This window comes from Pseudomonas sp. PvP100, from assembly GCF_017833055.1.
Classification (GTDB): Bacteria; Pseudomonadota; Gammaproteobacteria; order Pseudomonadales; family Pseudomonadaceae; genus Aquipseudomonas; species Aquipseudomonas syringae.
Map to the genome: position 1 here is coordinate 703,263 of NZ_JAFIBO010000001.1, position 23,467 is coordinate 726,729.

The following is a 23,467-nucleotide window of genomic DNA, read 5'->3' on the forward strand; positions in this document are numbered from 1 at the left end:
CCTTTTTCATGTTCAGGCTTTTTTAGCGGAGAGCAGTGCTTCCAGCTTTTCCTGATCGCGAGCGAACTGGCGAATACCTTCAGCCAGCTTTTCGGTGGCCATGGCGTCTTCGTTGGAGGCCCAGCGGAACTGGCTCTCGGTCAGGCTCTGACGCGCTTCGCCGGCGTTGCCCGGTGCAAGCTTACGTTCCAGAGTGCCGGTGTCCTCAGCCAGCTTCTTGAGCAGGTCGGTGCTGATGGTCAGGCGATCGCAACCGGCCAGCTGTTCGATCTGGTTCAGGTTGCGAAAGCTCGCACCCATGACCACGGTCTTGAAGTCGTTGGCCTTGTAGTAGTTGTAGATGCGCGATACCGACTGCACGCCCGGGTCTTCTGCGCCGGTGTAGTCGGTGCCTGTCGACTTCTTGTACCAGTCGTAAATACGGCCCACGAACGGCGAAATCAGGAACACCCCGGCCTCGGCGCAGGCGACTGCCTGGGCGAAGGAGAACAGCAAGGTCAGGTTGGTCTGGATGCCATCCTTCTCGAGCTTCTCAGCTGCGCGGATACCTTCCCAGGTAGCTGCCAGTTTGATCAGCACCCGATCACGCTTGATGCCAGCGGCGTCGTACAGACCGATCAAGCGCTCGCTGCGCTCGATCAGGGCATGGGTGTCGAAGGAGAGGCGTGCGTCCACTTCAGTGGATACGCGACCCGGAACCACCTTGAGAATCTCCTGACCGATGGCGACTGCAAAGCGGTCGCAGGCCAGGCCGATGTCGCCCTTGCTACCGTCGAACGCTTCGCCCAGCATCTTGGCGTTGTTCACGTCGGAAGCGGCCTTGAGCAGCAGGGAAGGGTTGGTGGTGGCGTCCTCGGGTTCGAGGCTCTTGATTGCGCCGAAGTCGCCGGTGTCAGCAACAACGGTGGTGAATTTCTTGAGTTGATCCAGCTTGGAAGTCATGAGCGTGCTCTGTCCTGTGCGGTTGGATGACATTACCCGAGCGCTGCCGACCACTCAAGGCCGCAGCGCTTACTGCTGCCGATGATAGGCCCTGAGGGACGGCATTGTCGTGAATACCTTTGTCTAGACTGTTTTTGAGCCTCGCACCGACTGCTTGTTCCCTTCATATGAATTTAACCTCTGCCGAGCGGCCTGCACGCTGCAGGTTTCACAGCGACCACTTCAGCGAGACCATCAGGTTGCGCGGGTCACCGTAAACGCCGCTGCCGGTCGCCAGCGGAATGCCTTGCCAGTATTTTTCGTCGAATACGTTGTTGAGATTGACCCGCGCGTCCCAGTGCTCGTCGAACCGGTAGCCTGCCATCAGCCCCACGACCGCATAGGCATCCTGCACGGAGTGTCCGTTGCCGACCCGGTTGTACGTCTCGCTTTGTGCCAGGACATCTGCACCCACGCGCCATTTTTTCAGGTTGCCGGGCAGGTGGTAAGACGTCGCTGCCTTGAACAGGTGTTTCGGCTGATTGGGCGCAAACAGGTCGCCCTTGTCATTGGTTCGGTCCTTGACGTACTGGCTCAACACCAATGTGTAGGAAGCGGAGGCCTGCCAGTCAGGTGTCAGTTGGCCGGTTATTTCTGCGTCGATACCTCGACTGCGCACTTCCCCGGCGGCTTCGTAACAGACGCGATTTTGCTGCTGGCAGGCGGCTGGCGGGTTGACGATGGCATACGCGCGGTTTTCCTGGGTCATGTCGAAGACTGCCAGCGAGGCATTCAGGCTGCCGTCGAAGTATTCGCCTTTCAGACCGATTTCATAACTTTCGCCGGTCATCGGGTCAAGCACGCCGCCCCCCACGTCCAGCTGATTCTGCGGCTTGAAAATCTCGGTATAGCTGGCGTAGGCCGAGTAGGTGTCGTTCAGGTCATAGACAGCACCGGCGTAGGGCGTGACTTCGCGGATGACCTTGTAGTCGCCATTATTGGCCGAACGATTCTGGTAGTCGTACCAGCTCACCCGGCTGCCGACGATAAGGTGCAACGGATCAATCGGGTTGAAACGCGCGGCAGCGTAGACGCCTTCCTCGGTGGCGGTGTTCTGGCTGACATAGGCCGTGCGCGTGGCAAGGTCTGGCTTTGCAATCACGTTGGGATTGAAGTGATAGATATCGATTGGCGTGGAGCCGTAGAAGCCGCCTTTCTGATCGAACTTCTCTTCGCGACGACTGACCCCGAGCATCAGCTCATGCTCTCGGCCAAACAGCTGGAACGGGCCGGACAGTGAGCCGTCGAGACTGGTCTGCACATCCGTGGTGTCGTACTGGCCGGCTGCCTGGCCGTAGCCGGTGCCGGTGCCGTTGGCGGTCAGGTAGTTGGAGTACATGTCGGACTCCGCCCAGATTCTGGTCGCTGCCAGCTTGCTGCTCCAGCCGTTGTCGAAATGATGGGTCAGGTCAGTGAAAAGGCTGACGTTGTGTCTGTCCCAGTAGGCCCAGTCGTTGCTCAGGAACGTCGAGCGTGGCAGGTCAAGATTCTCGCCGTTCGGACCGGATGGCAGGCTGCCCCAGTCGGAGGTCGCGTCATCGCGCTGCCTCGAGGCGCCGATGGTCCAGGTGGTCGATTCGCTGAGATCGGCTTCCAGCACGCCATAGAACGTCTGGCGCTCTTTATCGCGCTCATCGACAAAACTGTTGCCCGTTTCGTAGGCCGCCACCACCCGGCCGCGCAACGTACCGGAATCGTTGAGCCGGTTCGACGCGTCCACTTCGGTACGGTAACGGTCCCAACTCCCTGCACTGGTGGTCACGCTCACTTGCGGAGTCGTGGTGGGACGCTTGCGGATCAGGTTCAGCGTCGCCGATGGACTGCCCGCACCCGTCATCAGCCCCGTCGCCCCGCGCACCACCTCGACGCGGTCGTACAGGGCCAGATCGGCACCGGAAATGGTGTCCAGTGTAAAGGTACTGACGATTGTCGGCAGACCGTCATACATCAGGTTATCGATGGCAAAGCCGCGCGCCAGAAATTGCTGACGGTCCGAGCCGAACTTGCGCAGCGTCACGCCGGGTGCATATTTGACGACATCATTGAGGTCGTTCATGCCTTGATCTTCAATGCGCTGGCGGGTGATCACGCTCACCGACTGCGGCGTCTCGCGAATCGACAGGGGCAGCCTGGTCGCGCTGCTCATCGAGCCGGTCGTATACGAGCCACTGCCTTCTGTAGTGGCCATTCCAGCGATTCCCGTTTGAGCGCTGATATCCACGTTGCCCAGCGTCATGGGGCCATTGCCGGCTGGCTGGAATACCTTCACGGCATTGCCCTGCACTTGGGCGTCAAGGCCGCTGCCCAGCAGCAGTCGGCTCAGTGCCTGAGCCGGTTCCAGGCTGCCTCTTACAGCCGGGGCCTGCTTGCTTGCAATCAGGGAGTCATCAGCCGATATCTGCAGGCCGCTTGCCTGACTCAGTTGTGTGAGCGATTTGGAGAGCGGCTGTGCGGGTAGATCGAGTTGGACGGGGGCTGCCACTGCGGCGGCTGAAAGCCCGAGGACTACAAGACCGGTCAGCGAAGGGGGAAACGGACGAAGCATTAGGGTCATTCCTGCAATGGCTGAGGACGTGGTGATACATCTGGCAGAGGACGCGCCTCTCGACCGGGGTGACGGGCAGCGGCGGGGCGAGACTAACAACTTTTTCACATTTAATTAAATGCTAATCACTCTCAGTTACATTCTCATACATATTTGTCGCACGAGCCTCGCCTGTGGCGTCGAGCAACGCATTGGGGTAAAGATGTTGTTCAACTCGCGATCATCTGAAGGAACCAGCATGCATTCACGACGCTTCCCCATCACTGCCGCAATCGGATTTTCCCTGGCGTCCATGGGCCTGTTTTCCATGGTTGCCAGTGCCGCCGAGCTGTCACCCGATCAGTTGCTGAAGAAAGCCCAGGCCGAACAACCGGCCTACCTCGACACGGTCCGGCAACTGGTCGATATCGACACAGGCACCGGCCAGGCAACCGGGCTGAAAACCGTCAGCGCGATGCTGGTCGAACGTCTCAAGGCGCTGGGCGCAGAAGTTTCCACCACGCCGGCAGAGCCTTCGGCGGGGGACAATATCGTCGGTACCTTCAAAGGCAACGGCACGCGGTCTTTTCTGTTGATGGTTCACTACGACACGGTGTTTGGGCCGGGCACCGCCGCCAAGCGTCCCTTCAGACTCGACAGCGAGCGCGCCTATGGCCCAGGGGTGGCAGATGCCAAGGGCGGCGTAGCGATGATTCTGCACGCGCTGCAACTATTGCAGAATGAGCAGTTCAAGGCGTTCGGTACGCTGACTGTGCTCTTCAACCCGGACGAGGAGACCGGCTCCAGCGGCTCGAAAAAAGTCATCGCCGAACTCGCTCGCCAGCATGACTACGTGTTTTCGTACGAGCCGCCTGACAAGGATGCCGTCACTGTTGCCACCAACGGCATCAATGGCCTGATTCTCGATGTCAAAGGCAAGTCGTCACACGCTGGCTCCGCTCCCGAGGCCGGACGCAATGCGGCCATCGAGCTTGCGCACCAACTGCTGCAGCTCAAGGACCTCGGCGACCCGGACAAAGGCACGACCGTCAACTGGACGCTGATCAAGGGCGGGGAGAAGCGCAACATCATTCCATCCAGCGCGTCGGCCGAGGCGGACATGCGCTATTCCGATCTCAGTGAAAGCGATCGCGTACTGGCTGATGGCCAAAGGATGGTGAAGAAGACGCTGGTCGATGGCACCGAAGTGACCTTGCGAATGGAAAAAGGCCGACCGCCGCTGGCCAGAAACCCTGGCTCCGAACAGTTGGCGAAAACCGCGCAGACGCTTTACCAGAAAACAGGCCGAACTTTAGAGCCCATTGCCATGCGTTTCGGTACCGACGCGGGCTATGCCTACGTACCGGGCAGTGCAAAACCGGCGGTGCTCGAAACCATGGGCGTGGTCGGCGCGGGCCTGCATGCCGACGATGAATACATTGAGTTGTCGAGCATTGCGCCCAGGCTTTACCTGACCGTCGCGTTGATTACGCAGCTGTCGAAGGGCGATGCGACACCCTGAGGGCCTGTGAGGTGAGGGCGGCAAGGCGTGGTCTCCGGTCCGCGCCATCTGTCGAGGTATAGGGCATTGCGATTGACCTGAGCGCCGATAAACGATTAACTGTATATGTATACAGTAAATCATAAAAAGCTCGCCTCATGAGTGTTACCTTCCTTGGCCCATTGTCGGCAGGGGGCATCAAGCTCCCGTTCATATCGCTGTCGTCCGTTGGCGCCCGATCGCCAGTGGTCGAGAAGCATGTTTCGATTGCCGAGCTTTGTGAGGTCCGTGAGCCGCACGCTTACCTGGCCAGGATCGAAGATCAAGGCATGCAAGGGGGCGGCATGTGCAGCGGAGACATGCTGGTGGTCGACCGCAGCCAGTACGCCGAGCACGGTGACATCGTCGTTGCCTCGCTCAATGCACGGCAGATCTGCCGACGTTTGCATATGCGGGGTGATGTGGTGATTCTGGAATCGCAAAACCCGGATTACCCGCCACTGCATGTCACCGACAACGATGACCTGATCATCCTGGGCGTGGTGACCTATAGTGTGAAAAATCTACTGGAGGGCCGCGCTGCATCATCAGCTCATCGATGAACAGACGCATGTCCTTGCATTGCACGCCGCTGCGTGATCTGCTTCCTACTCTTTGGCTTTTAGCGGAATACCGAGCGCATGCAAGAACGACTTGACCAGTTACGGCTCCCCAAGCCTGTACAGGGAGCAATCAGTGATCTGGTAAGAGCGCTCGACGCAACCAGCACCTGCGCCGACGTGGAAGCCGAAGCGGCGTTGCAGATCGAATACATTCACGGTCTTGAGACCAGCAGAAAGCTGCGTCCAGCCGATGCCGAAGCGCTTTACATCATATTCGACGACGCAGTTCAGGCTCGTTTACAGGCACTTGCCGATTAGATTCGGTATTCCGTTATTCTTCTGCCTGCGTGAATTTCACTCCAGACGTTATTTGTCCGCTGGATAGGGACGGATACATTGGCTTACCCTACGAATCCGCAATCTGCGGGGATCATGTCAGGTTTGAATGGCTATGCGGTTATCAGGCTTCATCCTCGAAAACATCGAAGCTATTGTGCGCGAGTGGACCGATTTCGCGCGCACCCTGTCCGCGCTCGGCGAGCCTCTGGATACCACGGAGCTGAGAGACCATGCCGAGCAAATGCTGCGCGCCATCGCCACTGATCTGCAAACGGATCAATCGTTGCAGCAACAGGTCGACAAATCCCAAGGCCACGGTGTGTCAAATGAACAGACTGCAGCGAAAAGCCACGCGATCACTCGATTGATGTCGGGCTTCACCATCGATCAGGTGGTTTCGGAGTTTCGGGCATTGCGGGCGAGCGTGATCAAGCAGTGGATGTCGCGAGAGACGCAGGACGCTCAACAGCAGATCGAAGACATGATCCGCTTCAACGAGGCAATAGATCAGGCCCTTGCCGAGTCTATCTCCAGCTACACAGGCGCGGTTCAGGCGTCACGCAATATCTTTCTGGGCATCCTCGGGCACGACTTGCGCACCCCGCTAAGTGCGATACTGCTGGGTGCCGACGTGCTGTTGCGCACCCATGATCTGGGCGCGCGGCCAACCAAAGTCGCCTCGCGGATCTATTCCAGCGTGAAGCGCGCCAACCAGATCGTTGGCGACTTGCTCGACTTCACGCGTTCGCAGATCGGCCCCGGCATCCCGCTGAAAAAGACCGAAATAGACATGCAACCCATCTGCACTCGCATCGTTGAAGAGTCGAGTACCGTCCACCCGGAAGCAGACATTCGCCTGACTTCAGATGAGCCGGTCATTGGTCGCTTCGATGGCGATCGCCTCGAGCAGGTCTTCTCCAACCTCATCGGCAACGCCATACAGCATGGCAATAGCAGCGATCCCGTCGAAGTGACGCTGGCCGTCTCGGAGAGTGGGCTGCGCTTTACCGTTCACAATACCGGCAGCCCGATTCCCGAAGACGTGCTTCCGTTCATCTTCAACCCGATGGACCGCTATTCACCCGAAAAGATGACCGATAACGGACCATATTCAAGCCTGGGGCTGGGTCTGTTCATCGTCGACAGGATTGTCGATGCGCACGGCGGGCGTATCGAGGTGACATCGAAAGCGGATTTGGGGACTACGTTTGCGGTCGTTATTCCGTTGAATGCGGAATGAGGTCGCGTAGCGGCGATAGAGTTGCGAGGCAACTGAAGAGCATCCGGATCAGAGCTGCCTGTCCCTGATAACGCGCCCGTCATGGCCTGAAAGTCAGCGCAGGATAATCACACCCTGACGTGCCACACGGATGAGATGCCTGTAGGTGTCCGATCTGCTGCCGTCGGGGGGAAGACGAATGATCAACAGGTCATAAGTATCATCGTCCCATAGACCCATGTCTGCACACCCGTCAAAAAGCCGCATGGCCGGGCTCAGTACCGTCGCCAGGCCTGTCGTTGAAACGGGTAAGTTTTCAACGCCTGCCATCTCAGTTGCCAACTGCTCTGCTTTACCAAACCTCAGCGTCCGCCAGGCCAGACGAAAAGAACTACGGTTGATCGTCACGCCGTTCTCGAGACCAATAACGGGATTTCGGTTTCTATCGGATATCACATGTATGCTCCATGCAAACACTCGATCCTGGTTAACGCATCACTTCATCGAGCTGATTCAGACTCAGTCCCGATTGTAGAAAATCCAGTCCCTCTGGTTCTTCCAATCCAAGTAAAACAGTCGAGATCTGCCGGTAGGCGTTACGAAACAGTGAGCTGCCCAGGCTGATCCGGCGAACGCCGACTGTCCTGAGTCTGTCAATCGTCATACCGAAAACAGGCAGGACGTTGAGAGGTTTGCTGAGCGCTCTCTGAATCGCCTCAATGTCCTCGATCGATTTCACGCCGGGTGCGAACAGACAATCGGCTCCTGCTTCTTCAAACGCGACCAGCCGTTTAATAACTTCGGTCAACGAATACTCGTGTGCTCCAAGCAGATAGTCGGTCCTGGCGGTGACGATAAAATCGGCATCGAGCGCGTGGGCGGCCTCACTCGCAGCGCGTACCCGATCGCACGCTTCTTCGATAGAGAAATACAGCGGGGTGTTCGGGTCATGATAGTCGGCTATATCCTCAATGGATGCACCAGCGCAGCCGACGGTCAGGGCTCTTCTGAAATGCTCCTCGACCTTGCCCAGTGTTTTCGCCAGACCATTCTCCAGGTCTGCCGTCACGGGTATGTCCACTGCCCGAACGATGCGTTCAATCGCCGCAAAGCGATCTTCATGGTCCATCGAGGGGGATGAATCGCGGTAGCCCTGTGCATAGGCAATCCCCGCGCTGGTGGTGCCGAGGCTGGCGTAGCCCAACTGCTGAATGAGGCGCGCGCTTCCCTCACACCATGCATTGGGCATGACGAATAACTCATTGCGTTCATGTAACTTTCTGAATGCCTGGCTGGTGTTCATGGCGCCTCCCTGAATGGCCAAGCATAGTCTTCTTCACAGCACGCATGATTAAAAAAAAATGAAGGGGCTTAAAAAAGTTTGAACAGACAACACGCAGCCCCTGTGAAATGCTTTTGTCCACTTTATCGCAAGGACGTCGACTGATGAAAAGGATTGCTTCTGCTGCGTTGTTTATTGCGTCCTGTACCACCGCTTTAATGGTGAGCGCGGCGCCACTGCCTGCCAGTTCAGCCGCAAATATAGACGGTGTGGAAGTTCATACCGTCACGCTAAAAACTGACGCGATGAAGATGGCCCTTTGGCGTGATTCGCCGAAAGGGACCCACACTCAAACAATGAAAGAGTCACAAGTTGTTCTGTTTATTCATGGCGCAACCATTTCAGGTAATCTCTCGGCCGGGTACGCCATCGACGGTTATTCCTGGGCCCAAGACGTCGCCAATTCAGGGCGTGAGGCCTGGGTGGTGGACCTGCCGGGGTATGGTCGTTCTGATGATTATTCGGAAATGCGCGAGGCCAGTCCACACGCCAACGGTGAATCGGTGGGCAATGCCAAAAGCCTGGTGCCCGTGATTGATGCCGCCGTCGACTATGTATTGAAGTTTACCGGTGCAAAAAAACTGACGATTATCGCCACGTCCAGGGGCGCGATACCGGTGGGGTATTACCTGAGTGCGCACGGCGAAAAAGTAGACAAGGTCGTGTTCAACTCGCCCATCGTCCGGCGTGATACCACAAGCCCGGAGATTGTCCGAGGCTTGTTCGGCAGTGCCGAAAGACCCGACAAGAGCTTTTATGAGATTCCGGTCGACAAGCGATTGTCCATGATAGAAGAAGACCGTCCGGCGGGCACCGAGACGCAGCTTGAACAAGGGTTTATAAGAAACTGGCCCGGTGATGCGGCGCTGGAAAGAGCGCATCAAAAGAACATGATTAAAGTACCCGGAGGCTTTGCCCAGGATATCTACGATGCCTGGCATGGCGTGTATTGGGACCCTGCCACAATCACGGTGCCTGTGTTAATCACACGCGGTGATTATGATCATGTGCTGACCACCGCGGCGGATATCGACTGGCTGTACACACACTTGAGCAATGCTTCCAGTAAACGGTACGTGCTGATCGATAAAGGCACCCATGCCATGTTATTTGAAAAAAAGCGTTTCGAACTCTATCGCGAAGTACGGGTTTTTCTGGAAGGCTCATATAACCGATTGTCACTGGCCTGTAGTTTTTGCGGCGGCCGCAACTAAAGCAAGGAGCAGATCATGTTGAAGAAAGCACGCATTGTTAAATTTCCAGGCGTTTTCGACGAGCAGGTATACAACGAGCGGGTTTCACGCAGCGGTTGTTTTCTCGGCAACTCGACACTGGAGCAGATGGCCAATCAGGGTAAGCTTTCCAATGCTGTTGTCGGCGTCGCAGGCGCAGGGGGTATTGGCGGTGCCGTGGCCCTCGGGCTGGCACGGTTGGGTGTAAGGCATATCAAAATTGCCGATCCCGATTCTTTCGACATCAGCAATATCAACCGACAGTTCGGTGCTTCAGTGGAAACCGTCGGTCGTAACAAGGCGTTGGTAGTTGCCGAGCTGGTTCACCGGCTGGCGGGTGACGTGAGCGTTGATGTGTTTCCTGAGGGTATACAGAAGCACACCGCTGAAGCGTTTGTGGAGGACTGTGATCTGGTGCTGGATCAAATGGACTTCTACAGCATTGCCGAGCGCTATGCACTGCACAGGGCGTACCGTCACTCAGCCAGGTGCAAAGGCTTGTTGGCATCCTCGGTGGTCGGTTGGGGCGCCAACATCTACAAGTTCGATAAGGCAGGTCTGACGCTGGAGGATTTTTACGATATTCCGGAAGAGGCGCAGATGACGCCTGAGCTGGTAGAAAGGCTGGTCATGCTTCAAGCCTCTTATCAGCCTCGTTTTCCGAGCATTCCCGATATTTTCAGCTGGATGAAAGAGACAGGAAACGTGCCTATTCTTTCCGTGGCACCGACGGCCTCGCACTACCTGATTCTCTGTCGTTCAGCGCTGATGCTTTGCGACCTGGAGGGTGCACCGTACAGCACCGAACTTCCTCCCATGCCCAAGTATTACTGGTTCGACGGCTCTACGTTCGACAACGGTATTTATGAGTTCGACGGTACGTGGGCAAACCCCGAGGAGCATCGCAAACACTTCAATGTCAATTGAACCAGCTGGCCCCGATCGGGGCCAGCCCTTTGAGGAAGGCGCCGTGAACGAAGTGCTCGATACTCAGGAACGGCACAATATTTCCAGGTTCCTCCTGGCCTCCAGTCTGTGGTTCATTTGTGTGGGGATACAAAGCGTATTTCTGCCCTGGGTACTGATCAGCGTCGTTCATGCATCGGCCTTTCAATTTGGCATCGCCCAGATGTGCCTGATGTTGCCGGTGCTGCTGCTGGTGATCTATGGCGGTTATGTTGCCGATCGCAAACCGTTGCGCAGGTTATTGGTCTGCGTGTACCTGGGTGGCGCGCTGACGGCATTGGTCTTCGCCGTCTGGAGTTACCAGTCCGCAATAACGTACGCCAACGTGCTGGTGTATGCGTTGGCCTTTGGCGTGCTGTCGGCCTTTTGTGCGCCCGCCAGAGAACTTTACTTGAATGTACTGGGCAAGAAACAGTTGCAAAAGATCGTCACTATAAACATCGGGATTGAGTTCGGGATTCAGACGGTGGGTTTCGCCATTGGAGGTATTGCACCACAGGTGGGCGTCGGTCTGATGTTCTTGTTGTTGTCGTTTCTGTTCGGGATGTCGTCCCTGGCCGCCTCTTATATTTCGGTGACCACGCCCAGCAAGCCTCATTCCGGCCTGATCGCTGAAACCCGTACCGCGCTGCGGTTTTCCATTCAGCACCCGGTCATCTTCCCGGTACTGTTATTAAACGGCCTGATCGGTGTATTTTTTCTGGGCTCATTTTTCGTCATGTTACCCCTGCATATTTCCCGGTTGCCGGGGTACGACGCCTCGTTGTTGGCGCTGTTCAATATTGTGTTTATGGTTGGGTTGATCGCTTCCGTCATTGTCTTGACCGTCAAGGGCGGGATAGAAAATAAATTACGGGCACTAATCAGTTCCTGCCTGCTCGCGTCGTTACTGCTGGCGGTTATCCCATCCGTGCTCACAGAGTGGATTCTGTTTTTAGGGGTATTGAGTTGGGGGTTTCTGGGCGGTATTGCCCTCAGCATGGGGCAGACGCTGATTCAGGAAAATGCCCCTTCAGGTAATAAAGCTCAGGTGTTAGCGTTACTGATGTTGTTTTTCATGGGGGGCAGTCCGATAGGTTCTTTCCTGCTGGGAACACTTCTCGAGTTCGTTGACGCGCCCGTCGTAGGTGTCATCAGTGCAGTCGCAATGATTGTTTCAATAATGGCAGTTTCCTATACCTACACGCTATGGAATGCACAACATGAACGGATCGACACTGCCCTTTGACGATGCCACGTCGAAGGACTTCAAAGGTAACGTGCTACTTGCAAACTCTGATATTGAACTCGCCCTGGTCAAGGCTGTTTGGCAGGAAGTGTACAGCGAGGAGTTAGGTTGGCTGGACGGGGATGACACCGATCCTCGTAATGATCGCTACCATGCCAACTCGGTCTACCTGCTCGCCACTGACGACGAGGGATCCGCCGTGGGGGTCATGCGCATGATTATCGACGGGGACCAAGGTCTGCCCATCGACAATTTTGCCGATATTTCCGGGATACGGGCAACCGCGCAAGGCGCGCTGATCGAATGTGCGCGACTCATGGTTCCGGCCAGGCACCGTGATCAGATATTTTCGGCTTACCCCTACGGTATTTTTGCTGCCTTGGTAAAAGCGGCGTTGCAGTATTGCCTGAAAGAAAAAAACTACGACGTCCTTGCCAATTGTTTTATCGATACACCGCACACACCGATAAAAGCACTGGCCCACATGGGGTTCCGTGACTTGAACATTCGCTTTCGAGACGAGTTGCATGAAACGTCAGAGTGTACGGTTCTGCATTTGGACATCAAGGACATGCTGTCGATATTTTACGGGCCCGAGAAAAGTCTGGGCCATTACATCATGGCGCGAGCGTAGTTTAATTTTTCTGGGCAAGGGAAGCAGGCATGAACCCAACAATGGCTATCTACGAGCGTGAATCGAATGTGCGTTCTTATTGTCGCGACTGTGACGTTGTGTTTGCGACGGCGCAAGGCGCAGTGATCGAAGACGTCGAGGGGCGGCAGTTCATCGACTTTTTTGCGGGGGCCGGATCACTGAACTATGGCCACAATAACCCGCGTTTGAAAAAAGAGCTGTTGGACTATATTCAGCAGGACGGCATCACGACCACCCTGGACTTTCACAGCGCTGCGAAGTCTCGGTTTATCGAACAGTTCGAGCGGATTATCCTCACGCCGCGGGGAATGAACTACAAACTGCAGTTCACCGGGCCCACGGGGACCAATGCAATCGAGGCCGCCTTGAAGCTGGCCCGCAAGATCACCGGACGCACTTCCATCGCGGCGTTTACCCATGCATTTCACGGCGTCACGCTGGGCTCGCTGGCGCTGACCGCCAACGCCGATAAAAGAGCCGTCTCTGGCGTAGAGCTTTCAAACGTCGTTCGGCTACCTTATGACGGATTTCTGGGGCGTGACATTGACAGCGCGCATATCATTGAAACGATGTTCTCCTCAGCAGGCGCAGGTTTCGAGCCGCCGGCAGCCATTATTCTGGAAGTTGTGCAGGGCGAGGGCGGTTTGAATTGCGCGCGTCCGCAATGGTTACAGAGAATTCAACGGCTGTGCCAGGCCTCAGGCGCGCTGCTGATCATTGACGATATTCAAGCCGGTTGCGGACGTACGGGCACATTTTTCAGTTTTGAATCTGCCGATATATCCCCCGATATCATTTGCCTTTCAAAGTCCATCAGCGGTTATGGTCTGCCGATGTCACTGGTGCTGATAAAACCGGAGCACGATCAGTGGGCGCCCGGTGAACACAATGGCACCTTTCGTGGAAACAACACTGCATTCGTGACGGCTGCGGCGGCACTGAGCTATTGGCAAGACAACGCGTTCGAGCGCTCGATAGCGCAACGTTCCGCCGTCCTGCGCCTTGCACTGGAAAAAATAATTGCTCATTCACCCCCCGAGGCTGTCCGCATTGTCGGGAGAGGGCTGTTCATGGGATTGAGATTTGGCAACTCACAGCGCGCGAGCAGACTGTCTGCAGAATGCCTGTCCCAAGGTCTGCTTGTGGAAACCTGTGGCCCCTTGAATGAAGTGCTCAAGCTGATGCCGCCACTGACCATCGATCTGCCTGTACTAGAGCGCGGACTGGACATCTTGAAACGTGCCTACCTTTCTACCTTACACAACGAATCATCGCGAGGGATTGCCTGATGGATTTAATGGTTGGAGACACCCGTACATTGTCTGCCCGTGCGTTGGGCAATGAGTTCATCCTGCAAGAGCTTGCACAATTAAGAGACGAACTGATCCAGCAGGTCTTCGATCATCCTTTTCTGGTTCAGTGCCGTGCGGCAAGCATGCCGATAGACCGGCTGAAGAGCTTTCTCGTGCAACAAGGAAAATACAGCCGTTATTTCACGCGGTACATCTGCCAGTTAATGAGTCATCTTGAGGGTGATGAAGATATTCTGGCAGTGTTCGAAAATCTTTTCGAAGAACTGGGTTTTGGTGAAGTCGCCGAACCCACTCATTCGGCTATCTACCGTGAGATGTTGTGCTCCTTCGACCTGAACCTGGAGGCGCACGCCACGCTTCCTTCCACGCAGCACCTCATCGATACAATGATGAACTTCTGCAAACAGCCCAATGGTATTTATGGACTCTCGGCGTTGTGCCTGGGGGCCGAGGCCATTGTTCCTCACCTGTACAGTGACATTGTCACTGGCTTCTCGGGTCAGGGCGTTGCTGCAGAGAGGCTCAGGTTTTTCACGTTGCATATCGAATGTGACGATGGTCACGCGGACACCCTGTTGGCGATTCTGTCGCGTCTGGTGATGGAAAAACCGACTCGTTTTGAAATAGTCCGGCACGCCGCCGTCATGATGATCAAGGCGCGACTTGAGTTTCTCGATAAACTTTGAGGTGAGCATGAATAACCCTACTTTTTCTTCCGGTGATTTCGTGCATGTTCCCGCCAGTCTGGCCGCTGGCGAGGACGTGGGCACGCTGTTACATGAAGGCGTCAGAACCACCACGCTGGACGCGTTCAGCAAAACAAGAAAGCACGAAGTTCATGTTGTCGACCTGCCGTCCAGGTCGATAAGTATGACGTTCGGTGCGCTGCAGCCGCTGCAAGGGTCGGGCCTGCATCGGCATAACTATGAAACCATCATCTATATCATTTCAGGCACCGGTTTTTCGATGGTAGGAGAGACGCTCGTTGCCTGGACAGCTGGAGACGCCGTTTATATTCCCGTCTGGCGTTGGCACAAACACGTCAATACATCAGAGGACGCAGAGGTCACGTACATCGCCTGTGAAAATACGCCTCTGCTGCAGGCGCTTGGCGTCGCGTTGCGGGAAGAGGCTTCCTGACAGAAGCTCGGTATCCGTGCCGCGGAGGGGAGTCTGGACGTACCGAAGTTTTCATCTGTAAATGAATGGTCAGAAAGATGATCGGGACGCAGAAAATCGATTCAGCCCGTCGTTTTTTAACCCTATTTCCTCTGATGCTCAGGAATACTTTGCGAATACCCGCCAAATGGCCTAACTATAGAGGGAAGGAAAGCCGGGGTGCAGTGGAAAAACCCCGGAGCGGGAAAACACCCGGTTAGCAAAGTCGACCATCCGCTTTGCACCGGGTAAACAGGGAAAACGGATGTCTCGAATCTTTGATGTTGATACGCACCTTTGGCGCACGTTCAAATCGGTGAGCGAAACTCGAAGTATCACGCGGTCTGCGGTTGCGCTGTGCAAAACTCCACCAGCCATCAGTATGCAGATAAAAAAGCTGGAAGCACTTCTGGAACTGAAGTTGTTCGTCAGAGGCGACGACGGTTTTCGGCTGACGGTCATTGGCGAAGAAGTATTGTCGGCCGCTGAAAAGATTCTCGCCATGCATGACAATCTGTTCCGCTTGAAGAACAAGAACCCTGATAGCGAATTGCGTCTGGGCATGCCGGATGATTACGCACTCTTTTTCCTGCAAGGGATTGTAAAAGCCCTGTCTCGATCAAACCCCGATCTCAAGATAAAGCTGGTCTGCAAGACGTCGGCGTTATTGATAGACGACGTCGACCAGGGTCGACTGGACATGGCCGTTGTCGCAGTGCCGGAATCTCGGGTCATGGAGCATTCTGAATACATCAGGCGTGAAGAACTGCACTGGATCGGCGATGCCAGGCTGATCAGGGCAGGGCATCCGATACCGTTGGTGCATTTTCCCGATGGTTGTATATGCCGAGAGGTCTCTGTCCAATCCTTGCAGTTTGCCGGGATGGCGTCCGAGATACGATTCACCTCAGAGTCCAATTTTGCCGTTTTCAATGCCATCAGTGCCGGTGTAGGTATCGGCGTGGGCGAGTTATCACTCATTCCGGGCGATACGCCTATTATCACAAGCTCGCTGCTTCCCGCATTGCCCGCCATACGGATGTCTGTATTCTCCAACAACGATCGCATTTCCACAGCTGTCCTTTCCAGAATAAGCACCAGCGTTGTGAGGAGCGTCAATGCTGTCTGCGAGCGGAATATTCTCGGAAAAACACGCCCGGAAAATGCCTTTGCCGTTGGCGCTTTTTGACACGTTCAGCTCCCGTGCCTGAAATCCGGCTGCAAATCAGCACGTCATCAGAACTGTCGCTTTCCTGATAAACTATCGGCCTTTCCCGATTGACCGCGTCTCTGCGTGCGGGCCACTGTGTGGTCCCGCGCATCGCTCGATTCAATTGAGCCATTTTCTCGCTGACCGCCTCTCAATGATGCATGTTGTTGAGGCCAGCTAAGGGATGGCGATAACCCGCCGCGTAAAAGACCAATCCACATGAACATCGAAAACAACGAAGCCTCAGCAAACATAGGCGATCCGCTTGCAACAGTGTCCCGCCGCTTCTCCGTCGCCCCCATGATGGACTGGACCGACCACCACTGCCGCTACTTCATGCGCAAGCTCTCAAAGCACGCCTTGCTCTACACCGAGATGGTCACCACCGGTGCCTTGCTGCATGGCGACCGTGAGCGGTTCCTGCGGCATGATGAAAGCGAGCATCCGCTGGCATTGCAGCTGGGTGGCAGTACGGCGGCGGATCTGGCTGCGTGTTCGCGTTTAGCGGAAGAGGCGGGGTATGACGAGGTCAATCTGAACGTCGGTTGCCCGAGTGACCGGGTGCAGAACAACATGATCGGTGCGTGCCTGATGGCGCATCCTGAGCTGGTGGCGGATTGCGTGAAGGCGATGCGCGATGCGGTTGGTATTCCGGTCACGGTCAAGCACCGGATCGGCATCAATGGCCATGACAGCTACGCCGAGTTGTGTGATTTCGTCGGCAAGGTTCAGGAGGCGGGTTGCCAGAGTTTCACGGTTCACGCGCGTATCGCGATTCTCGAAGGGCTGTCTCCCAAGGAAAACCGCGATATTCCGCCATTGCGGTATGACGTGGTCGCGCAGTTGAAGTCAGACTTTCCTGACCTGGAGATTGTGCTCAACGGCGGCATCAAGACGCTGGAGCAGTGCAGTGAGCATTTGCAGACGTTCGATGGAGTGATGCTGGGGCGTGAGGCTTATCACAATCCTTATTTGCTGGCGCATGTGGACCAGCAGTTGTTCGGCAGCACTGCGCCGGTCATCAGTCGTTACGATGCGTTGGAGTCGATGCGGCCGTACATTGCTGCGCACATTGCCAGCGGCGGCAACATGCACCACGTCACCCGGCATATGCTCGGTCTGGGCCTGGGTTTCCCTGGCGCGCGACGCTTCCGTCAGTTGCTGTCGGTTGACATACACAAGGCCGAAAATCCTATGCTGTTGCTGGATCAGGCCGCGGCGTTTCTTCAGGGGCATTGATCGCATGTGCGGTGCGTTGATCTGAGCTGGATCAAAGGAACCGCTTATTCCAGTAGCGGCGTTGTCGGGCTGCGGTTATGTTGAGCGCATAACCCAACAAGGAAAACGCCCATGCACAAAGTCCTGGTTCCTTTCGACGGCTCCGAGCACGCCATGCGTGCCCTGGGCTATGTCATCGAGTTGTCTGGCGAACTCACCAAGTCGCTCGAGGTACATATCCTGAATGTGCAGGCCAGCCCTATCGATTACAGCCTTTATCTGGCTCCCGACATGATTGATGGCGTCAAGGCCGGCTTGACCAATGAAGGCAAGCGGGTGCTGGCTGATGCGGTTGCGTTGTTGACTGCTGCTGGTGTGCCGTTTCAGGCCCACGTCGATCTGGGCAACGTGGCCGAACAGGTCGAGGCCGAGGTCAAGCGGCTTGGCTGTGACGCGGTGGTGATGGGCACCCGCGGGCTCGGTAACTTTGGCGGCTTGCTGCTGGGCTCGGTGGCCACGCGGGTGATCCATGAAGCATCGGTGCCGGTGACGCTGATCAAATAATCACTGCTGCGCCAGCGTGCGCGGCTGGCGCAGCAGTTCGATATTTTCCGCAGGCACCAGCTCGCGCAGCGATTTATACAGTGCGCGGGTTTCCAGCAGGTTCCAGATGCGCAGCATGGTTTCCAAGGCATCCAGCGGCTTGCTGATGAAGTCCCGCGCGCCCAGCGCCAGCGCGCGCAGGCGGGTATCGCGCGTTGCGTCGGCGGTCAGCACCATGATCGGCAGGTAGTCATTGGTCGGTATGCGCCGGTTGAGCTGCTCCAGTACCGCGAAGCCATCGAATTCGGGCATGTGCAGATCGAGCACAACAAGGTCGGGCTCGAAGCTGTTGAACAGGTCCAGCGTGCGTAGCGGCTCGGTGCTGCTCAGGACATTGGTCAGCCCCTCGCGGGCAAGCAGTTGCTCCATCAGATCAAGGTTGGGCCGTTGGTCATCGATGATCAGAATGCGAAAGTCGCCGGTCATGTGGGCTCCGGTAAATACTGGTCCAGGAGGGCAAGGAACACTGGCACCTGGATGGGTTTGATCACAATGGCCGTGGCGCCGGCCTGTTTCAGTTCGCGATGGGCTTTATCACTGGTGTCGGCAGTGATCATCAGCACGGGCGTGTGGGCGGTGGCCGGCAAGTGGCGCAGACGTTGCAGCACCTCAAGCCCCTTGATGTCCGGCAGGTTGAGGTCGAGAAGAATCAGCTGTGGCGCATGCTGGCGCGCCAGGTCCAGCCCCAGTTGGCCCTGCATGCTCGACAGCAACTGGATACCGGGTCTACGTTGCAGCAGCGTTTCAATCAAGGCCATGCTCGACAAATTGTCTTCGATGCACAGCAGCTTGCCATGATAGACCGGGCGGGCAGGTGAGCGTGCATCAGGCTTTATCTCAAGGGAAGTTTCAGCTTGACGGGGCAGTTTAGCGGCAGGCGGCTGCACCCGCACAAACGGCAGCGCCAGTATGAACCGGCAGCCTTCGTCCGGCGTGTTCTGTACGGACAGTGTGCCGTGCATCATCTCCAGCATGCTTTTGCTCAGCGCCAGTCCCAGCCCGGTCCCTTCGACACTCGGGTTGGCGTCCAGGCGTTCGAACGGTTTGAACAGCTGCCCGATACGCTCTGGCGCAATCCCGTAGCCAGTGTCCACTACGCTGACCGTCACCTGCTCGGCGGTCTGCTCGATTTCAATCCGCACCTGGCCGGCGGGCCGGTTGTATTTGATGGCGTTGGACAGCAGGTTCAGCAACACCTGAATCAAGCGCTGGCGGTCAGCCACCACGCCGATCTCGTCAGGCAGGTTCGGCAAGGGCTTCAATTCGATGTTGGCGTCGGCAGCCATCGGCGAGACCAGCACCAGCGCTTCTTCAAGCACGCTCGACAGGGATACGGGCTCGAGGATCAGGGAAACATGCCCGGCTTCGATTCTGGCGATGTCGAGCACTTCATTGATCAGCTTCAGCAGATGCTGGCCCGCCCGCAGAATATGACCGATTTGCGGGCGCTGGCTGGCGGGGGAGTCCATGTCCAGCAACTGGGCAAAGCCCAGAATCGAGTTCAGCGGCGTGCGCAGTTCATGGCTCATGCGCGACAGGAATTCACTTTTGGCCCGGCTGGCGCGTTCGGCTTCCTCGCGCGCAGTGCCCAAGGCAATTTCGGCAACGCGACGATCACTGATGTCACGGGTGATCTTGGAGAAACCGCGCAGCTCGTCATTGCTGTCGTATTGCGCGGTGATCACCACACTGGCCCAGAAACGGCTGCCATCCTTGCGTTGGCGCCAGCCTTCTTCGGTATACCGGCCATTGACGGTGGCCTCATGCAGCGCCATGTCGGGGTGTTGCGGACACTCCTGTTGCAGATAGAACACAGAAAAGTGCTGGCCGATGATCTCCTGCTCCGTGTACCCCTTGATACGTTCGGCCCCTGCGTTCCAGGTGGTGATGTAGCCGTTGCGGTCCAACGCGAAGATGCCGTAGTCCTTGACGCCTTCGATGATCAGCCGCAAGCGCTCTTCGTTGTCGCGCAGAGCGCGTTCGCGTTCGGCGAGCAACTGACCGGCTTCGACCAGCCGGGTACCGAGCTGGCCGATTTCATCCTTTTCAGGCGGCTGGGGCAGCAGCGGATGCCCCAGCGCCAGACGCTGCGCGTTGCGTTGCACCTGATGCACCCTGGCGACGATGCCCTTGGACAGCATCAGCACGGCAAGAATGGCACCGAAGATTCCGCAAGCCGCTGCCAGCAGGGTCGACAGCAGCAGGCGCTCGCGGGTGGCTGCGGCAGCCTCGGTGCGTTCGGCGAGCAGCGCGTCTTCACGCTCGCGCATGATGCCGATGCGTTCGCGCAACTGGTCGAGCACGTACTTGTTTTCGATCAGGATGCGGGCGACGGTTTCCTGATCTTGCCTATTCATCGAGCGCAGTTTTCCCAGGCCTTCGACCTTGGTGTTGATCAGCGGCTCGATGGCTTTCAGGTGTTCGCGCATCTGCCCGTCACGCACATTGGTGTTGAGCCGCGTCAGCGCCGCCTCGATCAGCGGTTGCGCGTTGAGGTAGCCAGGCAGGAAGTCTTCCCTGTGAGTCAGCAGATAGCCACGTACGCTGGCCGCGCCTTCTGCGATCTGGGTGTGGAGGGTCTGGATGTCGCCTTGCACGAGCAGCACACGCCGTACATCTTCCTCCGCCCGAGCGGTCTGGCGCTCGGCGATATAAATCAGCACCAGCGAGAACATGAGAATCGTCAGTGGCAGCGAAATGGCCACCAGCGCCTTGCCGCGTAGCGGAAGGTCTTCCCAGCGACTGCTGGCGTGTGCCGTCATTGCCAGTCGCTCGTCGATTGACTCACCAGCCCCAGTGCAACACCGCGTACTGCAGCTTGCGTGCGGTCCGAGGCGCCGAGTTTGCCGATGACCTTTTCCACGTGGGCCTTGGCTGTGCCGGTGGTGATGCCAAGCTTTTCGCCTATTTCCCGATTGCTGAAGCCGCCCGCTACCAGGCCGAGTACCTGGCGCTCACGCGGGGTGAGGGTTTCCGGCAGGGCTGCGCCACTGGTGTTGCGTTCGGTCATGCGCCGCAGCAGGCGCGCGCTGACGGCGCTGTTCAGTGCCTCTTCACCACGCGCCACCCTTTGCAGGCCGTCGATCACTTCGTCGCGGCTGGCATCCTTGAGCAGGTAGCCCACGGCCCCCGCACTGATAGCAGCCTCCAGGTGATCGGTACTGTCGTCCATGGTGAAAATCACCACTTTCAGCCCCGGCATGCGCTGTTGGAGAATCCGCGCAGCGCCCAGCCCGTTGAGTATCGGCATACGAATGTCGAGGATGGCGATGTCCGGTTGCAGTTCCAGGCACAGATCGATGGCTTGCTGGCCGTCGGCTGCCTGACCGACCACTTCGAATTCCGGATGACCCGCCAGCAGCGAGACGAACCCGGTACGCGTCACTTCATGATCGTCCGCCAAAACCAGTCGCACAGTGTCAGTCATGTCATTGCCTTGTCTGCGGTAAAAGGAACGATGGCGCGCAGTCGGGTGCCGTGCCCGGGCCGACTGACGCAGGTCAGACGGCCGCCGAGCAGGCTGGCGCGCTCCTGCATGGCCACCAGGCCCAGTTTCTGGACGCCTTTGCCATTAAACGGTTTTTGGGTGATGAAACCACTGCCGTTGTCTTCCAGCAGCAGTGAAATGTGCTCGTCACTCAGTTCCAGGGCCAATTCTACGCGGCCGGCACTGGCGTGTTTGAGCACATTGTTGATGCCTTCCTGGGCAATACGGAACAGGGCGATTTCCAGGTGGCTGGGCAGGCGGGTCAGGGAGCGCGAGCGCCAATGCACCGCGACTCCCGCTTCGCGCAACCGGTCGGCTTCCTTGTCGACCGCCTGCAGCAGACCGAAATCGTCGAGCACGCTAGGACGCAGACCGCTGATCAGTTGTCGACCTTCACCCACGCAGTGCTGCGCCAGCTTGAGAATGGCCTGCAGATCGGCGTCCAGTGGCGCAGGCAGCGCCGGACAGCGACCGGCAAAACCCTGCAATCGCTGGTGCAGACCGGCCAGGGTCTGAGCCAGACCATCATGCAGGTCGTAGGCCATGCGTTTGCGCTCGTCTTCCTGAGCGGTGAACAACTGGCGGACCAGTTCGGACATGGTCTGCTCTCTGACCACCAGCGCGTCGAGCAGCCGATTGTTTTCCAGGTGTGCCGCCAGCAACGTCGCCAGCAATTGCAGCGACTCGATGTCTTCGTTGTCCGGCGCATTGATGCCCACGCTGTTGGCCAGCAGCAAGGTGCCAAAAGACCCTTCGTCGGCGCCGCGCAACGGTAACAGCAGCACGCACGGCAGGTCGGCTGCGGGCCGCTCCAGCCATTGCGGGCCGATGGCCAGCGGGTCGGCAGCGGTTTCAAGCGTGGCGAGGCGTTCTGTACTGCCATGGCTGGCGGTGGTCTGCACACCGTTGTCGGCACTCCATTCCAGCAGCAGGCCATGGTCCATGGCCACGAATGCGCACGCGCGTTGCAGCACGCACTGGCGCATGGCCTGAGGTGGCAGATGGGTCAGCTCCTGACCGGTATCCACCAGCAGGCGAAGACGTGCGGCGCGGCTTTGCGACTGGCGATACTGGTTACGGATGGCCAGTGCGCTTGCCGGATCATGGGGAGGACTTTGCATGGGGTGCTCCAGCGAGGGTTGATGCCCGCGCGGGCATAAACAGAAGTCAGGCTATTAGAACTGTATCAGGAGGTGACGCCTATCTGCCGATCGGCATACACAGTTAACCCCGGTTGGCCGATGGCGAGCCGTGGCGGGGAGGGCAAAGTGGCAATCACTGAATCCCTGAACAGATCCCCGTAGGAGAGTAGCGATGAAAACGAAATTGACCGCCCTGGCCCTGTTGCTGGCTGTAAGTGCACCGATGGTTCAAGCTGCTGCCGAGCCGTCCGGCTACACCTACCGCATGGTGGCCGAGACGCCAAACAATGTGAACGACAAGGAAATCGCCGGTCTGTTTGATCGCTGGAACAAGGCCCTGCAGACCGGAAACTCCACTACCGTCGCATCGTTGTACGCGTCGGACGCGGTCCTGCAGCCTACGGTCTCCAACAAGGTGCGTGCCACTCCGGCAGAGATCAAAGATTACTTCGATAAGTTCCTGGCGCTCAAGCCGGTTGGCGAGATCAACTACCGGGAGATTCGTCGCCTGGGGCCTGATGCCGCTGCGGACAACGGTGTTTACACCTTCACCCTGACGGCGCCGGACGGCAAAAAGACCAAGGTGCAGGCACGTTATTCGTTTCTCTACCACCGTGTCGGCAACGAGTGGAAGATTCTCAACCACCACTCCTCGGCGATGCCGGAAGTGCAACCCGAGTATCAGGTCAGCCGCTGATCTGTCGCCCGCCAGGCTGAAAACAAAAATCCGGAGCCAATGCTCCGGAT

General features: G+C 57.3%; 23 protein-coding genes. 15 read left to right on the top strand and 8 right to left on the bottom strand.

The genetic code is table 11. The annotated features are described in order from the left end of the window. Window positions 1–12: 12 nt before the first annotated feature. Together tal and JOE39_RS03175 are read right to left on the bottom strand one after the other, a co-directional pair. Window positions 13–942: a transaldolase gene (gene tal, locus JOE39_RS03170; protein WP_032660505.1), complete on the bottom strand. Its 930-nt coding sequence runs from the start codon at window positions 940–942 to the stop codon at window positions 13–15. A gap of 208 nt (window positions 943–1,150) precedes the next feature. Then, entirely contained in the window at window positions 1,151–3,526 is a 2,376-nt protein-coding gene (locus JOE39_RS03175) for a TonB-dependent siderophore receptor (protein ID WP_210077907.1), read from the bottom strand. A gap of 238 nt (window positions 3,527–3,764) precedes the next feature. Between JOE39_RS03175 and JOE39_RS03180 the strand changes: the two genes are divergently transcribed. The 4 genes from JOE39_RS03180 (at window position 3,765) to JOE39_RS03195 (ending at window position 7,187) form a co-directional block, all read left to right on the top strand. Next, window positions 3,765–5,027, top strand: a complete 1,263-nt coding sequence (locus JOE39_RS03180) for a M20/M25/M40 family metallo-hydrolase (RefSeq protein ID WP_046719696.1) — start codon at window positions 3,765–3,767, stop codon at window positions 5,025–5,027. A 137-nt stretch (window positions 5,028–5,164) separates the two neighbouring features. Next, window positions 5,165–5,608: a S24 family peptidase gene (locus tag JOE39_RS03185; RefSeq protein ID WP_003423531.1), complete on the top strand. Its 444-nt coding sequence runs from the start codon at window positions 5,165–5,167 to the stop codon at window positions 5,606–5,608. A gap of 78 nt (window positions 5,609–5,686) precedes the next feature. After that, the gene (locus tag JOE39_RS03190) at window positions 5,687–5,926 is read left to right on the top strand and encodes a hypothetical protein (protein ID WP_003346461.1); all 240 of its coding nucleotides are present in this window, start codon (window positions 5,687–5,689) and stop codon (window positions 5,924–5,926) included. A 133-nt stretch (window positions 5,927–6,059) separates the two neighbouring features. Next, window positions 6,060–7,187 carry a HAMP domain-containing sensor histidine kinase gene (locus JOE39_RS03195; protein ID WP_210078658.1) on the top strand — a complete coding sequence of 376 codons (1,128 nt, stop codon included), beginning with the start codon at window positions 6,060–6,062 and terminating at the stop codon, window positions 7,185–7,187. A 93-nt stretch (window positions 7,188–7,280) separates the two neighbouring features. Here the strand turns inward: JOE39_RS03195 and JOE39_RS03200 are convergent, their stop codons facing one another. Both JOE39_RS03200 and JOE39_RS03205 read right to left on the bottom strand, forming a co-directional pair. After that, window positions 7,281–7,574: a hypothetical protein gene (locus tag JOE39_RS03200; RefSeq protein WP_170855909.1), complete on the bottom strand. Its 294-nt coding sequence runs from the start codon at window positions 7,572–7,574 to the stop codon at window positions 7,281–7,283. 79 nt (window positions 7,575–7,653) lie between these two features. Continuing rightward, window positions 7,654–8,469: an isocitrate lyase/phosphoenolpyruvate mutase family protein gene (locus tag JOE39_RS03205; RefSeq protein ID WP_010426058.1), complete on the bottom strand. Its 816-nt coding sequence runs from the start codon at window positions 8,467–8,469 to the stop codon at window positions 7,654–7,656. Between the two features lie 143 nt (window positions 8,470–8,612). On the opposite strand from JOE39_RS03205, the gene JOE39_RS03210 reads away from it, so the two are divergent. The 10 genes from JOE39_RS03210 to JOE39_RS03255 all read left to right on the top strand — a co-directional run bounded on the left by JOE39_RS03210 (window position 8,613) and on the right by JOE39_RS03255 (window position 18,052). After that, window positions 8,613–9,722, top strand: coding sequence for an alpha/beta fold hydrolase (locus JOE39_RS03210; protein ID WP_080393275.1), 1,110 nt, complete (start codon window positions 8,613–8,615; stop codon window positions 9,720–9,722). 15 nt (window positions 9,723–9,737) lie between these two features. Next, the gene (locus JOE39_RS03215) at window positions 9,738–10,667 is read left to right on the top strand and encodes a ThiF family adenylyltransferase (RefSeq protein ID WP_003346454.1); all 930 of its coding nucleotides are present in this window, start codon (window positions 9,738–9,740) and stop codon (window positions 10,665–10,667) included. Between the two features lie 43 nt (window positions 10,668–10,710). Further along, window positions 10,711–11,934, top strand: a complete 1,224-nt coding sequence (locus JOE39_RS03220; protein ID WP_024665220.1) for an MFS transporter — start codon at window positions 10,711–10,713, stop codon at window positions 11,932–11,934. Further along, window positions 11,909–12,568: a GNAT family N-acyltransferase gene (locus JOE39_RS03225; protein WP_004404798.1), complete on the top strand. Its 660-nt coding sequence runs from the start codon at window positions 11,909–11,911 to the stop codon at window positions 12,566–12,568. The genes JOE39_RS03220 and JOE39_RS03225 overlap by 26 nt, the downstream gene beginning before the upstream one ends. A gap of 41 nt (window positions 12,569–12,609) precedes the next feature. Beyond that, a complete protein-coding gene (ectB, locus tag JOE39_RS03230; protein ID WP_017278027.1) occupies window positions 12,610–13,878 on the top strand; it encodes a diaminobutyrate--2-oxoglutarate transaminase in 1,269 nt (422 codons plus the stop codon). Further along, entirely contained in the window at window positions 13,878–14,588 is a 711-nt protein-coding gene (locus JOE39_RS03235) for an iron-containing redox enzyme family protein (protein WP_004404793.1), read from the top strand. Before ectB ends, JOE39_RS03235 begins: the two co-directional genes overlap by 1 nt. A 7-nt stretch (window positions 14,589–14,595) precedes the next feature. Next, window positions 14,596–15,042 (top strand): cupin domain-containing protein, encoded by a 447-nt coding sequence (locus tag JOE39_RS03240; RefSeq protein WP_004404790.1) that lies wholly within the window; start codon window positions 14,596–14,598, stop codon window positions 15,040–15,042. 283 nt (window positions 15,043–15,325) lie between these two features. Beyond that, on the top strand, window positions 15,326–16,249 hold the full coding sequence (locus JOE39_RS03245) for a LysR family transcriptional regulator (RefSeq protein WP_057445864.1): 924 nt from the start codon (window positions 15,326–15,328) through the stop codon (window positions 16,247–16,249). A gap of 240 nt (window positions 16,250–16,489) precedes the next feature. Continuing rightward, window positions 16,490–17,509, top strand: a complete 1,020-nt coding sequence (gene dusA, locus JOE39_RS03250) for a tRNA dihydrouridine(20/20a) synthase DusA (RefSeq protein WP_057445865.1) — start codon at window positions 16,490–16,492, stop codon at window positions 17,507–17,509. A gap of 111 nt (window positions 17,510–17,620) precedes the next feature. Beyond that, window positions 17,621–18,052, top strand: coding sequence for a universal stress protein (locus tag JOE39_RS03255; protein WP_003315056.1), 432 nt, complete (start codon window positions 17,621–17,623; stop codon window positions 18,050–18,052). Here the strand turns inward: JOE39_RS03255 and JOE39_RS03260 are convergent, their stop codons facing one another. From JOE39_RS03260 to JOE39_RS03275, 4 genes are read right to left on the bottom strand one after another with little or no spacing between them, the layout of a single operon-like run. Continuing rightward, window positions 18,053–18,517, bottom strand: coding sequence for a response regulator (locus JOE39_RS03260; protein ID WP_003346434.1), 465 nt, complete (start codon window positions 18,515–18,517; stop codon window positions 18,053–18,055). After that, window positions 18,514–20,853 (bottom strand): ATP-binding protein, encoded by a 2,340-nt coding sequence (locus JOE39_RS03265; protein WP_004418354.1) that lies wholly within the window; start codon window positions 20,851–20,853, stop codon window positions 18,514–18,516. The genes JOE39_RS03260 and JOE39_RS03265 overlap by 4 nt, the downstream gene beginning before the upstream one ends. Then, window positions 20,850–21,518, bottom strand: a complete 669-nt coding sequence (locus JOE39_RS03270) for a response regulator transcription factor (RefSeq protein ID WP_024665224.1) — start codon at window positions 21,516–21,518, stop codon at window positions 20,850–20,852. The genes JOE39_RS03265 and JOE39_RS03270 overlap by 4 nt, the downstream gene beginning before the upstream one ends. Further along, complete coding sequence (locus tag JOE39_RS03275; RefSeq protein ID WP_024665225.1) at window positions 21,515–22,699, bottom strand: sensor histidine kinase; 1,185 nt, start codon at window positions 22,697–22,699, stop codon at window positions 21,515–21,517. Before JOE39_RS03275 ends, JOE39_RS03270 begins: the two co-directional genes overlap by 4 nt. Window positions 22,700–22,892: 193 nt before the next feature. Between JOE39_RS03275 and JOE39_RS03280 the strand changes: the two genes are divergently transcribed. Beyond that, on the top strand, window positions 22,893–23,417 hold the full coding sequence (locus JOE39_RS03280; RefSeq protein ID WP_003304408.1) for an SgcJ/EcaC family oxidoreductase: 525 nt from the start codon (window positions 22,893–22,895) through the stop codon (window positions 23,415–23,417). Window positions 23,418–23,467 lie beyond the last annotated feature (50 nt).

Bases quoted from the DNA above. Each gene is read 5' to 3' on its own strand.
- tal (WP_032660505.1), bottom strand. From the start codon at position 942: ATGACTTCCAAGCTGGATCAACTCAAGAAATTCACCACCGTTGTTGCT.
- JOE39_RS03175 (WP_210077907.1), bottom strand. From the start codon at position 3,526: ATGCTTCGTCCGTTTCCCCCTTCGCTGACCGGTCTTGTAGTCCTCGGG.
- JOE39_RS03180 (WP_046719696.1), top strand. From the start codon at position 3,765: ATGCATTCACGACGCTTCCCCATCACTGCCGCAATCGGATTTTCCCTG.
- JOE39_RS03185 (WP_003423531.1), top strand. From the start codon at position 5,165: ATGAGTGTTACCTTCCTTGGCCCATTGTCGGCAGGGGGCATCAAGCTC.
- JOE39_RS03190 (WP_003346461.1), top strand. From the start codon at position 5,687: ATGCAAGAACGACTTGACCAGTTACGGCTCCCCAAGCCTGTACAGGGA.
- JOE39_RS03195 (WP_210078658.1), top strand. From the start codon at position 6,060: ATGCGGTTATCAGGCTTCATCCTCGAAAACATCGAAGCTATTGTGCGC.
- JOE39_RS03205 (WP_010426058.1), bottom strand. From the start codon at position 8,469: ATGAACACCAGCCAGGCATTCAGAAAGTTACATGAACGCAATGAGTTA.
- JOE39_RS03210 (WP_080393275.1), top strand. From the start codon at position 8,613: ATGAAAAGGATTGCTTCTGCTGCGTTGTTTATTGCGTCCTGTACCACC.
- JOE39_RS03215 (WP_003346454.1), top strand. From the start codon at position 9,738: ATGTTGAAGAAAGCACGCATTGTTAAATTTCCAGGCGTTTTCGACGAG.
- JOE39_RS03225 (WP_004404798.1), top strand. From the start codon at position 11,909: ATGAACGGATCGACACTGCCCTTTGACGATGCCACGTCGAAGGACTTC.
- ectB (WP_017278027.1), top strand. From the start codon at position 12,610: ATGGCTATCTACGAGCGTGAATCGAATGTGCGTTCTTATTGTCGCGAC.
- JOE39_RS03235 (WP_004404793.1), top strand. From the start codon at position 13,878: ATGGATTTAATGGTTGGAGACACCCGTACATTGTCTGCCCGTGCGTTG.
- JOE39_RS03240 (WP_004404790.1), top strand. From the start codon at position 14,596: ATGAATAACCCTACTTTTTCTTCCGGTGATTTCGTGCATGTTCCCGCC.
- JOE39_RS03245 (WP_057445864.1), top strand. From the start codon at position 15,326: ATGTCTCGAATCTTTGATGTTGATACGCACCTTTGGCGCACGTTCAAA.
- dusA (WP_057445865.1), top strand. From the start codon at position 16,490: ATGAACATCGAAAACAACGAAGCCTCAGCAAACATAGGCGATCCGCTT.
- JOE39_RS03255 (WP_003315056.1), top strand. From the start codon at position 17,621: ATGCACAAAGTCCTGGTTCCTTTCGACGGCTCCGAGCACGCCATGCGT.
- JOE39_RS03260 (WP_003346434.1), bottom strand. From the start codon at position 18,517: ATGACCGGCGACTTTCGCATTCTGATCATCGATGACCAACGGCCCAAC.
- JOE39_RS03265 (WP_004418354.1), bottom strand. From the start codon at position 20,853: ATGACGGCACACGCCAGCAGTCGCTGGGAAGACCTTCCGCTACGCGGC.
- JOE39_RS03270 (WP_024665224.1), bottom strand. From the start codon at position 21,518: ATGACTGACACTGTGCGACTGGTTTTGGCGGACGATCATGAAGTGACG.
- JOE39_RS03275 (WP_024665225.1), bottom strand. From the start codon at position 22,699: ATGCAAAGTCCTCCCCATGATCCGGCAAGCGCACTGGCCATCCGTAAC.
- JOE39_RS03280 (WP_003304408.1), top strand. From the start codon at position 22,893: ATGAAAACGAAATTGACCGCCCTGGCCCTGTTGCTGGCTGTAAGTGCA.